Origin of the sequence: uncultured Frigoribacterium sp. (assembly GCF_963515265.1) — a bacterium.
Lineage (GTDB): Bacteria > Actinomycetota > Actinomycetes > Actinomycetales > Microbacteriaceae > Frigoribacterium.
On the sequence record NZ_CAUPYL010000046.1, the window covers coordinates 1 to 15,277 of the forward strand.

At 70.2% G+C, this 15,277-nt stretch carries 13 protein-coding genes and 1 pseudogene; 9 read left to right on the forward strand and 5 right to left on the reverse strand.

The genetic code is table 11. From position 1 onward, the window contains the following. Positions 1–647: hypothetical protein (locus RWM17_RS06240; RefSeq protein WP_314102153.1), on the forward strand; the 647-nt coding region annotated here is incomplete at its 5' end. Positions 648–685: 38 nt separating this feature from the next. Here RWM17_RS06240 and RWM17_RS06245 read toward each other — a convergent pair. Beyond that, the gene (locus tag RWM17_RS06245; protein WP_314102154.1) at positions 686–1,624 is read right to left on the reverse strand and encodes an NAD(P)-dependent oxidoreductase; all 939 of its coding nucleotides are present in this window, start codon (positions 1,622–1,624) and stop codon (positions 686–688) included. Positions 1,625–1,787: 163 nt separating this feature from the next. Here RWM17_RS06245 and RWM17_RS06250 point away from each other — a divergent pair, with 163 nt between their 5' ends. The 3 genes from RWM17_RS06250 to RWM17_RS06260 all read left to right on the forward strand — a co-directional run bounded on the left by RWM17_RS06250 (position 1,788) and on the right by RWM17_RS06260 (position 5,801). Continuing rightward, entirely contained in the window at positions 1,788–1,976 is a 189-nt protein-coding gene (locus RWM17_RS06250) for a hypothetical protein (protein WP_314102155.1), read from the forward strand. Positions 1,977–2,350: 374 nt separating this feature from the next. Next, entirely contained in the window at positions 2,351–4,936 is a 2,586-nt protein-coding gene (locus RWM17_RS06255) for a DUF3516 domain-containing protein (protein WP_314102156.1), read from the forward strand. 103 nt (positions 4,937–5,039) lie between these two features. After that, positions 5,040–5,801 carry an SDR family oxidoreductase gene (locus RWM17_RS06260; protein WP_123547988.1) on the forward strand — a complete coding sequence of 254 codons (762 nt, stop codon included), beginning with the start codon at positions 5,040–5,042 and terminating at the stop codon, positions 5,799–5,801. 145 nt (positions 5,802–5,946) lie between these two features. Here the strand turns inward: RWM17_RS06260 and RWM17_RS06265 are convergent, their stop codons facing one another. The 3 genes from RWM17_RS06265 to RWM17_RS06275 all read right to left on the reverse strand — a co-directional run bounded on the left by RWM17_RS06265 (position 5,947) and on the right by RWM17_RS06275 (position 8,946). Continuing rightward, positions 5,947–6,471 (reverse strand): ribonuclease H, encoded by a 525-nt coding sequence (locus RWM17_RS06265; RefSeq protein WP_314102157.1) that lies wholly within the window; start codon positions 6,469–6,471, stop codon positions 5,947–5,949. A 284-nt stretch (positions 6,472–6,755) separates the two neighbouring features. Beyond that, entirely contained in the window at positions 6,756–7,586 is an 831-nt protein-coding gene (locus RWM17_RS06270; protein WP_314102158.1) for an aldo/keto reductase, read from the reverse strand. 151 nt (positions 7,587–7,737) lie between these two features. Further along, the gene (locus RWM17_RS06275; protein WP_314102159.1) at positions 7,738–8,946 is read right to left on the reverse strand and encodes an MFS transporter; all 1,209 of its coding nucleotides are present in this window, start codon (positions 8,944–8,946) and stop codon (positions 7,738–7,740) included. 363 nt (positions 8,947–9,309) lie between these two features. Between RWM17_RS06275 and nrdH the strand changes: the two genes are divergently transcribed. The 5 genes from nrdH (at position 9,310) to RWM17_RS06300 (ending at position 14,757) form a co-directional block, all read left to right on the forward strand. Beyond that, positions 9,310–9,543, forward strand: a complete 234-nt coding sequence (gene nrdH, locus RWM17_RS06280; RefSeq protein ID WP_123547992.1) for a glutaredoxin-like protein NrdH — start codon at positions 9,310–9,312, stop codon at positions 9,541–9,543. Between the two features lie 85 nt (positions 9,544–9,628). Then, a complete protein-coding gene (gene nrdI, locus RWM17_RS06285; RefSeq protein WP_314102160.1) occupies positions 9,629–10,045 on the forward strand; it encodes a class Ib ribonucleoside-diphosphate reductase assembly flavoprotein NrdI in 417 nt (138 codons plus the stop codon). A 26-nt stretch (positions 10,046–10,071) separates the two neighbouring features. Then, complete coding sequence (gene nrdE, locus RWM17_RS06290; RefSeq protein ID WP_314102162.1) at positions 10,072–12,177, forward strand: class 1b ribonucleoside-diphosphate reductase subunit alpha; 2,106 nt, start codon at positions 10,072–10,074, stop codon at positions 12,175–12,177. Between the two features lie 160 nt (positions 12,178–12,337). Then, on the forward strand, positions 12,338–13,363 hold the full coding sequence (gene nrdF, locus RWM17_RS06295) for a class 1b ribonucleoside-diphosphate reductase subunit beta (protein ID WP_228506869.1): 1,026 nt from the start codon (positions 12,338–12,340) through the stop codon (positions 13,361–13,363). Positions 13,364–13,698: 335 nt separating this feature from the next. Beyond that, positions 13,699–14,757, forward strand: coding sequence for a CPBP family intramembrane glutamic endopeptidase (locus tag RWM17_RS06300; RefSeq protein WP_314102161.1), 1,059 nt, complete (start codon positions 13,699–13,701; stop codon positions 14,755–14,757). 109 nt (positions 14,758–14,866) lie between these two features. Here RWM17_RS06300 and RWM17_RS06305 read toward each other — a convergent pair. After that, positions 14,867–15,277, reverse strand: a pseudogene (locus tag RWM17_RS06305) (beta-galactosidase); the annotation flags it as partial.

Genomic DNA, 15,277 nt, shown 5'->3' on the forward strand with positions numbered 1-15,277 from the left:
ACGGGGACGCGACCCCGCGCGCGACGGCCACGGCGGCGGCGTCGGCCCCGGCCCCCGAGGCGACGGCCACGCCCGCTCCCGCTCCTGACCCGCTCGCGTCGGTCGACACGATCGTGGTGTCCGCAGCCGGGCTCTCGCTCCGTCAGGGCGAGTCCGAGCTGGCCTCGCTCGACGTGGTCGCCCTGCCCCTCGACGAGGCCGTCGCCCTGCTTACGCGGGCCCTCGGCGAACCGCGGGAGGCGGGAGTCCAGGAGGACCACTGCCAGCCGGCTCAGACCCGCTGGGGCTGGGGCGAGGGCACCTACCTCGGGACGCCCGATCTCCACACCGACGAGGGCACGCTGACCTTCGGGACGAAGGACACGTCGATCGAGACGAGCGACGGCCGGAGCGTTCGGCTGCAGACCCCGGGAGGAGTCGCCGTCGGGGACCCGATCGCCCCCCTCGCCGAGGCGACCGACCCCGCGTACATCGAGGACGTGTCGGGTGACTCGTCGCATCAGTCCCTCTCGCTCGTCTACGACCTGGTCAGGGTCGACGAGCTGTCGTCGCTGGACGAGATCAGTCCCTACGGCGCCTCTGCGCACAGCGTCGACGGCCTGGTCATCGCGATCTTCGGACCGTCCATGCTCAAGGACTACTGCTGAGCGAGGGGCGCTGAGGGCTCGTCGGGCGGTGTCCGCACCTACAGGTCGTCGCCCGTCTCGTCGTCGGCCGCCGCCTCCTGCTTGCCGACCCGGTCGCCCCAGGTGCGCCAGCTGTACTCGGGGACGAAGCCGAGCAGGTCGCGGGCCTTGTCGCTGCTGAGCAGCGAGTCGGTCCCCTCGACGGCGGCGCGGCGCTCGACGGTCGGCCAGAACTGGTCGGCGAGCAGGGCGGTGGGCGTGTTCATGACCGTGTCGGTCGCGGCGATGATGAACGCCTCGAAGCCGACGAGGTCGCTCTCGAGCGCCTTGCGCACGGCCTGGGCGCCGTCGCGGGCGTCGATGTACGAGAAGAGGTTGAACGTCTTCTTCTCGGGGGTCTCGTCCCAGGGGTACTCCGAGTAGTCGCCGTCGTCCATGACGTTCGAGAAGCGGAGGCCGATCATCTTCAGCTGGCGGTCCCAGCGGGTGAAGTGGCGGGCCATCTCCTCGTCGAGGGCCTTGCCGAGCGAGTACGACGACTCGGGCCGCACGGCGTACTCCTCGTCGAGGGGCAGGTAGGGCGGGTCGAGGTCGAACGGGATGCCGAGCAGGGTCTCGCTGGAGGCCCAGACGACGTTGCGGATGTGGGCCGCACGGGCTGCGGCGAACACGTTGTAGCTGCCGGTGACGTTGTTGTGGAACAGGGTCGCGTTCGGCACGAGCCCGGGCGCCGGGATCGCGCCGAGGTGCACGACGGCGTCGATCGAGTCGTAGCGGTCGTCGACGTGGGTGAGCGCCTGCAGCACCTGGCCGTAGTCGGACAGGTCGACCTGCACGTAGGTGACGCCCTCGACCGGGTCGGGGCTCGGCACGCGGTCGAGCAGCACGACCTGCCAGCCGTGGGCGGCGAGGTCGCGGACGACGGCTCGGCCGAGCTTGCCGCTGCCGCCGGTGACGGCGACGCGGAGGGCCGCGGGGGACGGGGTGGATGACGACATCGTCTGCACTCTTCCTGGGGTCGGGGCGGCGCTCGGTGCGCCTCCTCCTGTCTACCGTGTCGGCGCTGGACGTGTGCGACGGAGGCGCGGGTACGGTCGTGCGGGACGGGGCCGTCCGGCCCCCTCCGCCGCCACGGCGACGGACGACACGAGGAGGCGCCCCATGAGCGACACCCAGAGCCACGACCCCGCAGACCACGACGTCGACCCCCGCCACGACGCGGCCGCGGTGCACGGGGACGACCCGGCTCCCGTCGAGGAGCACGCCGGCTCGGCCGCCGACGACGCCGCTCGCGAGGGCGCCGTCGAGCAGGTAGACGACACGCTCGGCGGGCACGTCCCGCTGCGCTGAGCCCGCTGGCCGAGGAGCGCAGCCCCGCACGCCCTCCGTGCCCCCAGTTCTAGTCGAACGCATGAATCACCCGCCGTTCACCCCACGCCGCCGGGGGAGCGCGAGCTAAGGTGCAGTGTGCTCACCGGCTGGTTACCGGGGCACATCGCGCCCGTCATCGTCGACGTGCGACCGAGCGTGGTCTCCTGATCCGATCCTGCCCGGCCTCGTCCGAGGGCGCGACCGCACGCCTCCGCCCGAGCCCTGCTCGGCCACGGGGGCGTGTGCTGTCTCGGGACCCGCCGTCTCGCCCCTCCCGCGTGCCCGGATCGGTGCCGACCGCCTCCGGCCCGCCTCGCCTCGCTGTCGCCGGCATGGGGCAGGATCGACACATCATGTCGCCCGCCCCCTCCGCACCGCTGTCCGCCCTGCTGCCCGAGAACCCGGGGCCCGAGTCGTACGACCAGGACACGGCCTACGCCGACTTCGCGGAGTGGGCCCAGGGTCGCGGCCTCCCGTTGTACCCGGCGCAGGACGAGGCGATGATGGAGCTCGTCTCCGGCGCCTCGGTCGTGCTCAGCACGCCGACCGGCACGGGCAAGTCCCTGGTCGCGGCAGGCGCGCACTTCGTCGCGCTCTCGCAGGGCAGGCGGACGTACTACACGGCGCCCATCAAGGCCCTGGTCAGCGAGAAGTTCTTCGCACTGGTCGAGCTGTTCGGGCCGGAGAAGGTCGGCATGGTGACGGGCGACTCGTCGGTCAACGCCGACGCGCCGATCATCTGCTGCACCGCCGAGATCCTCGCGAACCTCGCCCTGCGCCACGGCTCGGACGCCGACGTCGACCAGGTCGTGATGGACGAGTTCCACTTCTACGGCGACCAGTCGCGCGGCTGGGCCTGGCAGGTGCCGCTGCTGCTGCTCGACCGCGCGCAGTTCCTCCTCATGTCGGCGACCCTCGGCGACGTCACGCGCCTCGTCGACGACCTGTCGCGCCGCACCGGCCGGCCGGTCGCCCGGGTGACCGGCGTCGAGCGCCCGGTGCCGCTGCACTACTCGTACGCCCAGACCCCCGTCCAGGAGACGGTCGAAGAACTGCTGTCCACCGGCGAGGCCCCCGTCTACGTCGTGCACTTCTCGCAGGCCGCCGCGCTCGAGCGCGCGCAGGCCCTGTCGAGCATCAAGGTGGCCAGTCGTGAGCAGCGGGACGAGATCGCCGAGCTGATCGGCGGGTTCCGCTTCAGCACCGGCTTCGGCAAGACCCTCAGCCGCCTGGTGCGCTCGGGCATCGGCGTGCACCACGCGGGCATGCTGCCCAAGTACCGGCGCCTCGTCGAGCAGCTCGCCCAGCGGGGGCTGCTCCGGGTCATCTGCGGCACCGACACCCTCGGCGTGGGCATCAACGTGCCGATCCGCACCGTCCTGCTCACCGCGCTCACGAAGTTCGACGGCACCCGCATGCGGCAGCTCACGGCCCGGGAGTTCCACCAGGTCGCCGGTCGTGCCGGCCGTGCCGGCTACGACACGTCGGGCACCGTGGTGCTGCAGGCCCCGGAGCACGAGATCGACAACCTCAAGGCGATCGAGAAGGCGGGCGACGACCCGAAGAAGAAGCGCAAGATCGTCCGCAAGAAGGCGCCGGAGGGCTTCGTCTCGTGGGGCGAGCCGAGCTTCCACAAGCTGATCGCCGCGGAGCCGGAGGCGCTGGTCTCGCACATGCAGATCACCCACGCCATGCTGCTCAACGTCATCGGTCGCGGGGGCGACGTCTTCGCGAACGTGCGCTCGCTCGTCTTCGACAACCACGAGCCCCGGTCGGCGCAGTACGCGATGGCGCGGCAGGCGATCTCGATCTACCGCACGCTCCGCACCGCAGAGGTCGTCGTGCAGGAGGAGAGCCCCGACGGAGGTGCGCCCACCATCCGCCTGACGGTCGACCTCCAGGCGAACTTCGCCCTGAACCAGCCGCTCTCGCCCTTCGCCCTGGCGACCTTCGACGTGCTCGACCAGGAGTCGCCGAGCTACGCGCTCGACGTCGTCTCCGTCGTGGAGGCCACTCTCGACGACCCGCGTCCGATCCTGTCCCAGCAGCAGTTCAAGGCGCGCGGCGAGGCCGTGGCCGAGATGAAGCGCGAGGGCGTCGAGTACGACCAGCGGATGGAGCTGCTCGAGGGCGTCACCTGGCCGAAGCCCCTCGACGAGCTCCTGACCGCGCTGTTCGAGACGTACGCGGCGTCCCAGCCGTGGATCGGCGACTTCGCGCTGAGCCCCAAGTCGGTCGTGCGCGACCTCTACGAGCGCGCGATGACGTTCGGCGACTACGTGGCCTTCTACGGTCTCGCCCGCTCGGAGGGCCTCGTGCTCCGGTACCTCTCCGACGCGTTCCGGGCCCTGCGCCAGACCGTTCCCGACGAGGCCAAGACCGACGAGCTCGCCGACCTGATCGAGTGGCTCGGCGAGCTGGTGCGCCAGGTCGACTCGTCGCTGCTCGACGAGTGGGAGGAGATGCTCAACCCCCGCGAGGTCGAGGCCCACGACGAGATCGTTCCGCCGGTGCTCCGCCGCTTCACGGCGAACGACCGCGCGTTCCGCATCGCGGTCCGCAACGAGATGTTCCGCAGGGTGCAGCTGATGGCGCGGGACGACGCCGAGGGGCTGGGTCAGCTCGACGCCTCCTCGGGGTGGGACACCGACCGCTGGGGGCAGGCGCTCGACCGCTACTTCGACGAGTACGACATGATCGGCACCGACACCGACGCCCGGGGGCCGCACATGCTGCAGATCGAGCAGCTGCCGACCGTGTGGCGCGTCCGTCAGATCCTCGCCGACCCCGACGGCGACCACGACTTCGGCATCTCGGCCGTCGTCGACCTCGCGTCGAGCGACGAGCGCGGGGAGGCGGTGGTCACGGTCACGGCCGTCGGCCCGGCCTCCGAGCGCGCCGGGGGCAGCGGCGCCGGGGGCATGCTCGTCGAGGAGTAACGTTGTCGGCGGCCCGGCCGACCACGGCTGCCCGTCACCCCCGGAGCGACCCTCCGGTGCACCGCCCCCGGCGACCCGTCGTCGGGCTCCCCGAGGAGGACCCATGTCTCGCCTGTCCGGAAAAGTCGCGATCGTCACGGGAGCTGCCTCGGGCATCGGCGAGGCGATCGTCCGCCGGTTCGCCGACGAGGGCGCCCAGGTCGTCGCGACCGACATCCTCGACGGGTCAGCCGTCGCCGCCGAGGCCGGTGCCGAGTTCATCCAGCACGACGTCGCCAACGGCGGCGACTGGAAGCGCGTGATGGACAGGGTGGCCGACCACTACGGTCACCTGGACGTGCTCGTCAACAACGCGGGCATCGTCTCGGGCCAGTCGATCGACGTGACCCAGCTCGAGAGCTGGAACAGGGTCTTCGCGGTCAACGTCACGGGCGTCATGCTCGGCACGCGCTTCGCCATCGAGCAGATGCGCGCCAACCCGGAGCGCTCGGGCGGCTCGATCATCAACCTCGCGCCGGCGACGTCGTTCCTCGGCTTCGGCGACGACGCGGCCTACACCGCGAGCAAGCACGCCCTCGTGGGCCTCACCCGCTCGAGCGCGGCGCACGCCGCCCAGGAGGGCTGGGACATCCGCATCAACTCCCTGCACCCCGGGCCGACCGACACGGCGCTGTTCCGACGTCAGGTCGAGGCCCAGCCCGCCCTGCTCGACGCGTTCCGCACGATGAGCCCCCGCGGGCGGCTGGCCATGCCGGAGGAGGTGGCCGGGCTCGCCCTGCACCTCGCCTCGGACGACTCCGCGTTCTCGACCGGCGCGCAGTTCGTCGTCGACGGCGGGCTGTCGAGCACGCACCCCTCGATGTAGCGCGCTGCGCTGCGCTGCGCTGCGGGGCCGCTCACGGCACCGGGTTCGGCCGCGCTGACGTTCACCGCACCGGGTCTCGTACACCGCACCGGGTCTGGACGAGGTGCAGTGCACTGAACCCGGTGCAGTGCCGTGTGGGCGCGGCCTAGAAGAGGGTGGCGGGCGGCTCGGGCGGTGCCGCGACCGGGGACGTCGTCGCGACGGGGGCGCCGGGCCAGCCCGGTCCCGCGGGCACGTCGGTGCGGTTCTGGAACGCTGTGGCGGCACCCCGGGCGCGGACGTCGGCCGCCTCGTTCATCTCGTGCCCGACGTGGCCGCGGACCCACTCGAAGGTGACCCTCCGCCCGGCGAGGGCGTCGTCGAGCTCCTTGAGGATCTCGACGTTCAGCACCGGCTTGCCGTCGGCCTTGCGCCAGCCCTTGCGCTTCCAGCCGGGCATCCACTCGGTGCAGGCCTTGATCGTGTACTGGCTGTCGCACAGGATGTGCACCGGCTCGCCGGCGTCGGCCGTGGCGCGCAGCAGCTCGAGCACCGCGGTGAGCTCGCCCTGGTTGTTCGTCGCGCGGGGCCAGCCGCCCGCGGCCCAGCGGTCGTCGTCGACGTACCAGGCCCAGCCGGCGGGGCCGGGGTTGCCGAGGGCGGATCCGTCAGCGGCGGCGACGATCGTCATGGGTGCTCCTTGCTCGTGATGTGCGCCCACCACGGTACGCGAGCGGCGCGCGCCCCTCGACCCGCGCCTCCTCGGTCCGCCCCTCGTCGTGCCCGCTCAGGCCCCTCTCCTCTCGTCTCGTCTCGTCTCGTTCGATGTCGGCGGGTTCCCGTCGTCCACGGCGGGTCAGCGCCCGCCCGCCGTCGGGCACGGCGACCCGCCGCACGTGGCACCGACCCGCCGACTCGAGCGAGAGCGAGGGCGAGAGCGAGAGCGAGGGCGAGGGCGAGGGAGGAGAGGAGGGGTCAGCCGACCTGGTCGGGGTGCGAGCCGGAGCGCTCGCCGCTGTCGAGCGCGGCGATCTCGGCGAGGTCGTCCTCGTCGAGCTCGAAGCCGAACACGTCGAGGTTCGTCGCCAGCCGGCGCGCGTTGACCGTCTTGGGGATCACCACGAGCCCCTGCTGCAGGTGCCATCGGATGACGGCCTGGGCGGGCTCGACCCCGTGCTTCGCGGCGATCCGCCCGATCACGGCGTCGTCGAGCACCCGGCCGCGGGCGAGCGGCGACCAGGCCTCGACGACGATGCCCCGGGCGGCGCAGAACTCGCGCAGCTCGTGCTGCTGCAGCCACGGGTGGGCCTCCACCTGGTCGATGACCGGCACGACGCTCGTCTCGCCGAGCAGCCGCTCGAGGTGGTGCACCTGGAAGTTGCTGACGCCGATCGACCGGGCCCGCCCCTCCTCGGCGATCCGTTCGAGCGCACGCCAGGTGTCGACGTACCTGTCCTGCGTGGGGGCCGGCCAGTGGATCAGGTAGAGCTCGACGTGGTCGGTGCCGAGGCGGTCGAGGCTCGCGTCGAAGGCGCGCAGCGTCTCGTCGTAGCCCTGCTCGGTGTTCCAGACCTTGGTGGTGACGAAGACGTCGTCCCGCGGCACGTCGGAGGCGCGCAGCGCCTGCCCGACGCCGACCTCGTTGCCGTAGAACGACGCCGTGTCGACGTGGCGGTACCCGAGCTCGAGGGCGGTGGCGACGACGGTGCGCGCCTCGTCGTCGGCGACCTTGTAGACGCCGAGGCCGAGCTGGGGGATGCGGGCTCCGTCGGACAGGACGACGGACGGGACGGTGATGTCGGTCATGCCCCGATCCTCCCATCCGCGGTCACGGCCGGGCCGAGGAGGCGCGGGCCAGCAGGCGAGGAGGAGGCACGGGCCGAGGGACGAGGAGGAGGCGCGGGCCGGCAGGCGATGCGGAGGCGCGGACCGGTGGTCGCAGGCCGGTGGTCGCAGGTCAGCTGGCCTGGACGGGGACCGGCTCCGTGTCGGGCAGCGGGCTCGCGTCGCGGCCGCGGAGGTCGGGCAGCGCACGGTGGAACACGAGGCCGACGACCACGCCCACGAACGCGAAGGCCGCGGCGACCACGAGGCCGCCCTGGCCGCCGATGCGGTCGATCCAGAAGCCGGCGATGGCCGAGCCGAGGGCCGAGCCGATCAGCTGGCCGGTGCCCGCCCAGCCGTAGGCCTCGGCGGTGTCGCTGAACTTGACGCTCGACGAGACGATGGCGAACATCACGGCGAGGGCGGGAGCGATGCCGACCCCGGCGACGAGCAGGGCGCCGCTGATCGGCAGGAGCCCCGTGGCGAAGATCGCGAGCACCATGCCGACGAACACGATGGCGAGGCGGCGGCCGAGCGCCCAGGGGCCGACGGGCACGTGACCGAGCGCGAGGCCGCCGACGAGCGAGCCGGCGGCGAAGACGGCCAGGGCGATGCCCGAGTCGGCGCTGCCCTCGCCGAAGAGCGCCACGACGCCGGCCTCGACCGCAGCGCACGCGCCGATGAGCAGGAAGCCCGCGACGGTGGCGAGCAGGACGGTGGGGCGCGCGAGCACCTTGCCGAACGAGCGCTTGCTGCGGGGGATGCGCACACGGCCGACCTCGGGCGAGGCGATGAACCAGATGCCGCCGCCGACGAGGAAGAGCGCGGCCAGCCAGATCGCCTCGCGGGTGCCGACCTGCGTGCCGACGAAGGTGGTGATGACCGGCCCGGCGACCCAGATGATCTCCTGGGCGGAGGCGTCGAGCGAGAAGAGGGGCGTCAGCTGCGACGAGTTGACCATCTTCGGGTAGATCGTGCGGACGGCGGGCTGGACGGGCGGCACGCTGAGGCCCGTGACGAAGCCGAGGGCCATGAAGGCGGGCACCGAGAAGTCGTACGCGGTGAACGCGAGCATCGTCACCAGGCAGACGGCGAGGGTGAGCATCAGCACCGGGCGCATGCCCCAGCGGCCCATCCAGCGGCTCGTGAGCGGGCCGGAGATCGCCTGGCCGATGCTCGTCGCCGCGAGGACGAGGCCTGCCGCCGCGTACGAGTGGTGCACGTGCTCGACGTGCAGCAGGAACGCGAGCGAGAGCATCCCGAAGGGGAACCGCGCGGTCAGCTGGGCCGCGATGATGCGCCCCACGCCGGGGGTCTTCAGGAGGGACGAATAGGTGCTCACGAGAGGTCGAGTCTACGGAGGAGCGGGCGCGTCCGGCAGCCCCGTGCCGACACGCCGCGACACGCCGTGGCCCCGAACTGGGGACGACCCGGCTGCGATGTCGGAGGTGGGGAGGAACATGTGCACAACCGCCAGATCCTGGGGGCAACTCCGCCAGATCTGTGCAGAACTTGGGGGAACTCCTGTGGAGAACTCTCCCGACGGAACTACACGCCTGTAACACCGCATCTAGTTGTGGGCCCGAGTCCGGGCCACAAGATGTAGTATCGAGGAGTTGCCGCAGGTACTACGCCCGCTGCCCCAGACCCGCATCAGAACCACCGCGTCCGACCCCCGCGTCGGCCCGAGAACACAGGGGAAACCATGGCCATCACCGTCTACACCAAGCCGTCCTGCGTCCAGTGCACGGCCACCTACCGCGCCCTCGACAACAAGGGCATCGAGTACGAAGTCCTCGACGTCACCGCCGACGACGCCGCGCTCGAGACCGTCAAGGCGCTCGGCTACCTCCAGGCGCCCGTCGTCATCGCCGACGACGACCACTGGAGCGGTTTCCGTCCCGACAAGATCGCCGGCCTGGCCGCTCGCGTCTCCTGACCCGCGCCTCCTCGTGACGGCCGGGCCGCGGCCCGATCCCGTCGCCGGAGGCACAGCACCACGAGCAGAGGAGGCGGTCGTCACCGTGACCCATCTCATCTACTTCTCCAGCGTCTCGGGCAACACGCACCGTTTCGTCGAGAAGCTCGGGGTGCCGGCCGAGCGGATCCCGCTCTTCCCCTCCGAGCCCCCGCTCCACGCCCGTGACCCCTACGTGCTCGTCCTGCCGACCTACGGCGGCGGCGAGGGCCGAGGCGCCGTCCCGAAGCAGGTCATCCGGTTCCTCAACGACGAGGGCAACCGAAGCCTCATCCGAGGCGTGGTCGCGGCGGGCAACACCAACTTCGGAGAGGGGTACTGCCTCGCCGGCGACATCGTCGCCGCCAAGTGCGACGTGCCCCTCCTCTACCGGTTCGAGGTCTTCGGCACCCCGGACGACGTCTCAGCAGTACAGAACGGATTGGAAGAATTTTGGACACGGCAGTCGACGATCTCGAAGTGATCGCAGCACCCGGCCAGGGCATGACCATGGACTACCACTCGCTCAACGCGATGCTGAACCTCTACGGTCCGTCCGGCGAGATCCAGTTCGACAAGGACCGGGAGGCGGCCAAGCAGTACTTCCTGCAGCACGTCAACCAGAACACGGTCTTCTTCCACAACCTGCGTGAGCGCCTCGACTACCTCGTCGAGAACGAGTACTACGAGCTCGCGACCATCGAGCAGTACGACTTCGCCTTCATCGAGCGCCTGAACGACCTGGCCTACTCGAAGAAGTTCCGGTTCCAGACCTTCCTCGGCGCGTTCAAGTACTACACCTCGTACACGCTCAAGACGTTCGACGGCAAGCGATACCTCGAGCGCTTCGAGGACAGGGTGGTGATGACCGCCCTCGGCCTGGCCCAGGGCGACGAGCAGCTCGCGATCGACCTCGTCGAGGAGATCATCGGCGGCCGCTTCCAGCCGGCGACCCCCACGTTCCTCAACACCGCGAAGGCCCAGCGAGGCGAGCTCGTCAGCTGCTTCCTGCTGCGCATCGAGGACAACATGGAGTCGATCTCGCGCGGCATCAACTCGTCGCTGCAGCTGTCGAAGCGCGGCGGCGGCGTCGCGCTGTCGCTGTCGAACATCCGCGAGGCCGGCGCCCCGATCAAGCAGATCGAGAACCAGTCGTCGGGCATCATCCCCGTCATGAAGCTCCTCGAGGACAGCTTCAGCTACGCGAACCAGCTGGGTGCCCGCCAGGGCGCCGGTGCCGTGTACCTCAGCGCGCACCACCCCGACATCATGCGGTTCCTCGACACCAAGCGCGAGAACGCCGACGAGAAGATCCGCATCAAGACGCTGTCCCTCGGCGTCGTCGTGCCCGACATCACGTTCGAGCTCGCCAAGAACAACGAGGACATGTACCTCTTCTCGCCGTACGACGTCGAGAAGGTCTACGGCGTCCCCTTCGGCGACGTGGCGATCAGCGAGAAGTACCGCGAGATGGTGGCCGACGGCCGCATCAAGAAGACCAAGATCAAGGCGCGCGACTTCTTCCAGACGATCGCCGAGATCCAGTTCGAGTCGGGCTACCCCTACATCGTCTTCGAGGACACGGTCAACAAGGCGAACCCCATCAAGGGCCGCATCAACATGTCGAACCTGTGCTCGGAGATCCTGCAGGTCAACACCCCGACCACGTTCAACGAAGACCTGTCGTACAACGAGATCGGCAAGGACATCTCGTGCAACCTCGGGTCGATGAACATCGCGCTCTCGATGGACGCCCCCGACTTCGGCAAGACCGTCGAGACCGCGATCCGCGGCCTCAGCGCGGTCAGCGACATGAGCCACATCCAGTCGGTCCGCTCGATCGAGGTCGGCAACGACCAGTCGCACGCCATCGGCCTCGGCCAGATGAACCTGCACGGCTACCTGGCTCGTGAGCGCGTGCACTACGGCAGCGAAGAAGCGATCGACTTCACGAACATCTACTTCTACACGGTGCTGTTCCACGCCTTGCGCGCCTCGAACACGATCGCGATCGAGCGCGGCGTGACCTTCGGCGGCTTCGAGGACTCGAAGTACGCCTCCGGCGAGTTCTTCGACAAGTACACCGAGCAGGAGTGGGTGCCCAGCACCGAGCGCGCGGCCGGCCTCTTCGCCGCGTCGGGCGTCACGATCCCCACGCAAGAGGACTGGCGTCAGCTCAAGGCCAGCGTCATGCAGCACGGCCTGTACAACCAGAACCTGCAGGCGGTGCCCCCGACCGGCTCGATCTCGTACATCAACCACTCGACGTCGTCGATCCACCCGATCGCGTCGAAGATCGAGATCCGCAAGGAAGGCAAGCTCGGCCGCGTCTACTACCCGGCGCCGTTCATGACGAACGACAACCTGGAGTACTACACCGACGCTTACGAGATCGGCCCCGAGAAGATCATCGACACCTACGCCGCGGCGACGCAGCACGTCGACCAGGGCCTCTCGCTGACCCTGTTCTTCAAGGACACCGCGACGACCCGCGACATCAACAAGGCCCAGATCTACGCATGGCGCGCGGGCATCAAGACGATCTACTACATCCGTCTGCGCCAGCTCGCCCTCGAGGGCACCGAGGTCGACGGCTGCGTCTCGTGCATGTTGTAGTGCCGGTCAGTGCATCGCCGCTCCTGCGATGCACGGCCGCCGCCCCTGCGGCGCACTGCATGCTCTAGGCCTCGCGGCCACCCGGCGGGGGCCGGTCTCGACGACCGGCCCCCGCCTCCTTGACTGAGATCCACGGCATCATCCCGACGGAAGAGACGACATGACCATCACCGACAAGATCAACAGCGTCGCCGGCGACCCGGTGCACGCCACCGGCAAGTCGATCCCGCTGATCAAGTCGGTCAGCGCGATCAACTGGAACCGCATCCAGGACGACAAGGACGTCGAGGTCTGGAACCGCCTCGTCAACAACTTCTGGCTGCCCGAGAAGATCCCGCTGTCGAACGACGTGCAGTCGTGGAACACCCTGACTCCCGAAGAGCAGCAGCTCACCATGCGCGTGTTCACGGGCCTGACGCTGCTCGACACGATCCAGGGCACCGTCGGCGCGATCAGCCTGATCCCCGACGCGATCACCCCTCATGAAGAGGCCGTCTACACGAACATCGCGTTCATGGAGTCGGTGCACGCCAAGAGCTACTCGTCGATCTTCTCGACCCTGGCGTCGACGCCCGAGATCGACGACGCCTTCCGCTGGTCGGTCGAGAACCCGAACCTGCAGAAGAAGGCCCAGATCGTCCTCGACTACTACACGGGCGACGACCCCCTGAAGCGCAAGGTCGCCTCGACCCTGCTCGAGTCGTTCCTGTTCTACAGCGGCTTCTACCTGCCGATGTACTGGTCGTCGCGCGCCAAGCTCACCAACACGGCCGACCTGATCCGCCTCATCATCCGCGACGAGGCCGTGCACGGGTACTACATCGGCTACAAGTTCCAGAAGGGGCTCGAGGGCGCCTCGGACGAGCGCAAGCAGGAGATCAAGGACTACACGTTCAACCTGCTCTTCGAGCTCTACGAGAACGAGATCCAGTACACGCAGGATCTGTACGACACCGTCGGCCTGACGGAGGACGTCAAGAAGTTCCTGCACTACAACGCCAACAAGGCGCTGATGAACCTCGGCTACGAGCCGATGTTCCCCAAGGAGACGACCGACGTGAACCCGGCGATCCTGTCGGCCCTCTCGCCGAACGCCGACGAGAACCACGACTTCTTCTCGGGGTCGGGCTCGTCGTACGTCATCGGCAAGGCCGTCAACACCGAGGACGAGGACTGGGACTTCTAGCCCCGTCCGGCTCCGCTGCACCACTCAGGAACTCGCGTCCTGATCCTCCACGGATCAGGACGCGGGTTCCTTCGTCGTGCACGGATCAGGAACGCAAGACGAGCTGTTCCTGAGAGATGCGCGCTCGACGGTCGGGCAGGTCGAGCAGGTCGGGCCGAGCGGAGGAGGCGCGGGTCGGCTGATCGGGGGAGGTGCGGCCTCGCAGCAGCCGCGACCATGGAGCAGACCCTGCCACGAGGCCCGAGCTGACCGACGGAGCACCGATGACGACGAACCCCTCCTCCCGGCCGCCCGCGCACGGATGGACGGCACCCGGCGGTGAGCGGGTCGACGACGTGGATGCCGACACCTGTGACCTCGACGAGTCGACGTCCGCCGAGTGGCAGCCGGTCGCGGCGCACGTGGCCGGTGACCGCTACCTGTCTGCGGACTCAGCCGACGCCTCCACCGGGTCGATCGTCGTCGAGCTGCGTGTCTCGTGGTGGCCGATCGCCGCGTTCGTGTTGATCTCGTTCGGCCTCGCCTGGTTCGTCTGCCTGCCGCTCTGGCTCGGTGACGGCCTCGCCAGCCCGCTGCTCGGCGTCTGCGCGGTCGCGATGATGGCGACGCCCGCGATCGGGGCCCTGCTCGTCAGCCGGTTCGTCGACCGTCCGGCGTCGATCCCACGGTCGCTCGGGCTGTGGCCGCTGCGCCCCGTGGGCCGACTGCTCGTGTACCTCGGCCTCGGGCTCGTCGTGCCTGTCGGGCTCGTGCTCGTCGCCCTGCCGATCGGTGCCGCGCTCGGCTCCTACCCGGCCGACGTCACCGGGTTCTCGGCCTTCCGCGAGCTGACCGAACAGCAGGTCGCCCAGGCGACCGCGGGCCTCGGCGATCCCGGGCCGCTGCCGCCGATCGGCCTGCTCGTCGCGCTCCAGCTCGTGTCGATCCCGATCGGCGCTTTCGTCAACACTGTGCCGGCGCTGGGGGAGGAGCTCGGCTGGCGGGGCTTCCTGCTGCCGCGCCTCCTGCCCCTGGGCACCGCGCCTGCCGTCCTGGTCAGCGGGGCCGTCTGGGGGCTCTGGCACACGCCGCTGATCCTGCTCGGCTACAACTACGGAGTCCAGACGCCGGGCTGGATCGGCGTCGCGATGATGACCGGGACGTGCGTCGTCGTCGGGGCCGTCTTCGCCTGGCTGAGGCTGCGCTCGGCCAGCGTCTGGCCCGCCGCCCTGGCCCACGGCGCGTTCAACGCCGCCGCCGGCTCGTCCCTGCTGTTCGCGGCCGCGGGCGAGCGGATCGACCTCGTGCAGGGCACGATCCTCGGCTGGTCGGGGTGGATCGTCCCCGTGCTGCTCGTCGCGGTGCTCGCCGCCACGGGCCAGTTCCGTCGCCCGGGCGCTGCCCGCCGCCGCTGACCGCGAACCCCGAGCCACGGAACACCCCCGAACCAGCAGTGCACCCCCGGTTCCGCGGGTGTAGTGCTGGTTCGGGGGTGCAGCTAGGCAGGGCGGGCCCCGGGCGGGGCTACTGCTCGGTGTGGCCGAGGTCGGGGTCGGCCACGAACGACACGACCGGGGCCGCCGCGGCGCCCGTCTCGAAGACCACGAGGTCGTTGTCGCCCGCACGCAGCTGCTCGCCGGGGACGTACAACGTGTGCTGGGGGCCGCGCGTCCAGTAGCGGCCGAGCGCGAAGCCGTTGACGAACGCGACGCCCTTGCCCCACGACCGCGTGTCGAGGAACAGGTCGGCGGGCTCGTCGAGCGTCACCGTCGCGTGCGCGAAGACCGGGCCGTCGAGGGTCGAGACCGGCGAGACCGGCACCACCGCCGACCCCGAGGAGGCGCCGGTCGCGTCGCCCGGCACGGTCGCGTCGCCCGGCACGGTCGCGCCGCTGGGCACGGTCGCGTCGCCCGGCACGGTCGCGTCGCCCGGCAC

What these genes read in the sequence shown, in the direction of transcription:
- RWM17_RS06245 (WP_314102154.1), bottom strand. Translation starts at nt 1,624, where the DNA reads ATGTCGTCATCCACCCCGTCCCCCGCGGCCCTCCGCGTCGCCGTCACC.
- RWM17_RS06250 (WP_314102155.1), top strand. Translation starts at nt 1,788, where the DNA reads ATGAGCGACACCCAGAGCCACGACCCCGCAGACCACGACGTCGACCCC.
- RWM17_RS06255 (WP_314102156.1), top strand. Translation starts at nt 2,351, where the DNA reads ATGTCGCCCGCCCCCTCCGCACCGCTGTCCGCCCTGCTGCCCGAGAAC.
- RWM17_RS06260 (WP_123547988.1), top strand. Translation starts at nt 5,040, where the DNA reads ATGTCTCGCCTGTCCGGAAAAGTCGCGATCGTCACGGGAGCTGCCTCG.
- RWM17_RS06265 (WP_314102157.1), bottom strand. Translation starts at nt 6,471, where the DNA reads ATGACGATCGTCGCCGCCGCTGACGGATCCGCCCTCGGCAACCCCGGC.
- RWM17_RS06270 (WP_314102158.1), bottom strand. Translation starts at nt 7,586, where the DNA reads ATGACCGACATCACCGTCCCGTCCGTCGTCCTGTCCGACGGAGCCCGC.
- nrdH (WP_123547992.1), top strand. Translation starts at nt 9,310, where the DNA reads ATGGCCATCACCGTCTACACCAAGCCGTCCTGCGTCCAGTGCACGGCC.
- nrdE (WP_314102162.1), top strand. Translation starts at nt 10,072, where the DNA reads ATGGACTACCACTCGCTCAACGCGATGCTGAACCTCTACGGTCCGTCC.
- nrdF (WP_228506869.1), top strand. Translation starts at nt 12,338, where the DNA reads ATGACCATCACCGACAAGATCAACAGCGTCGCCGGCGACCCGGTGCAC.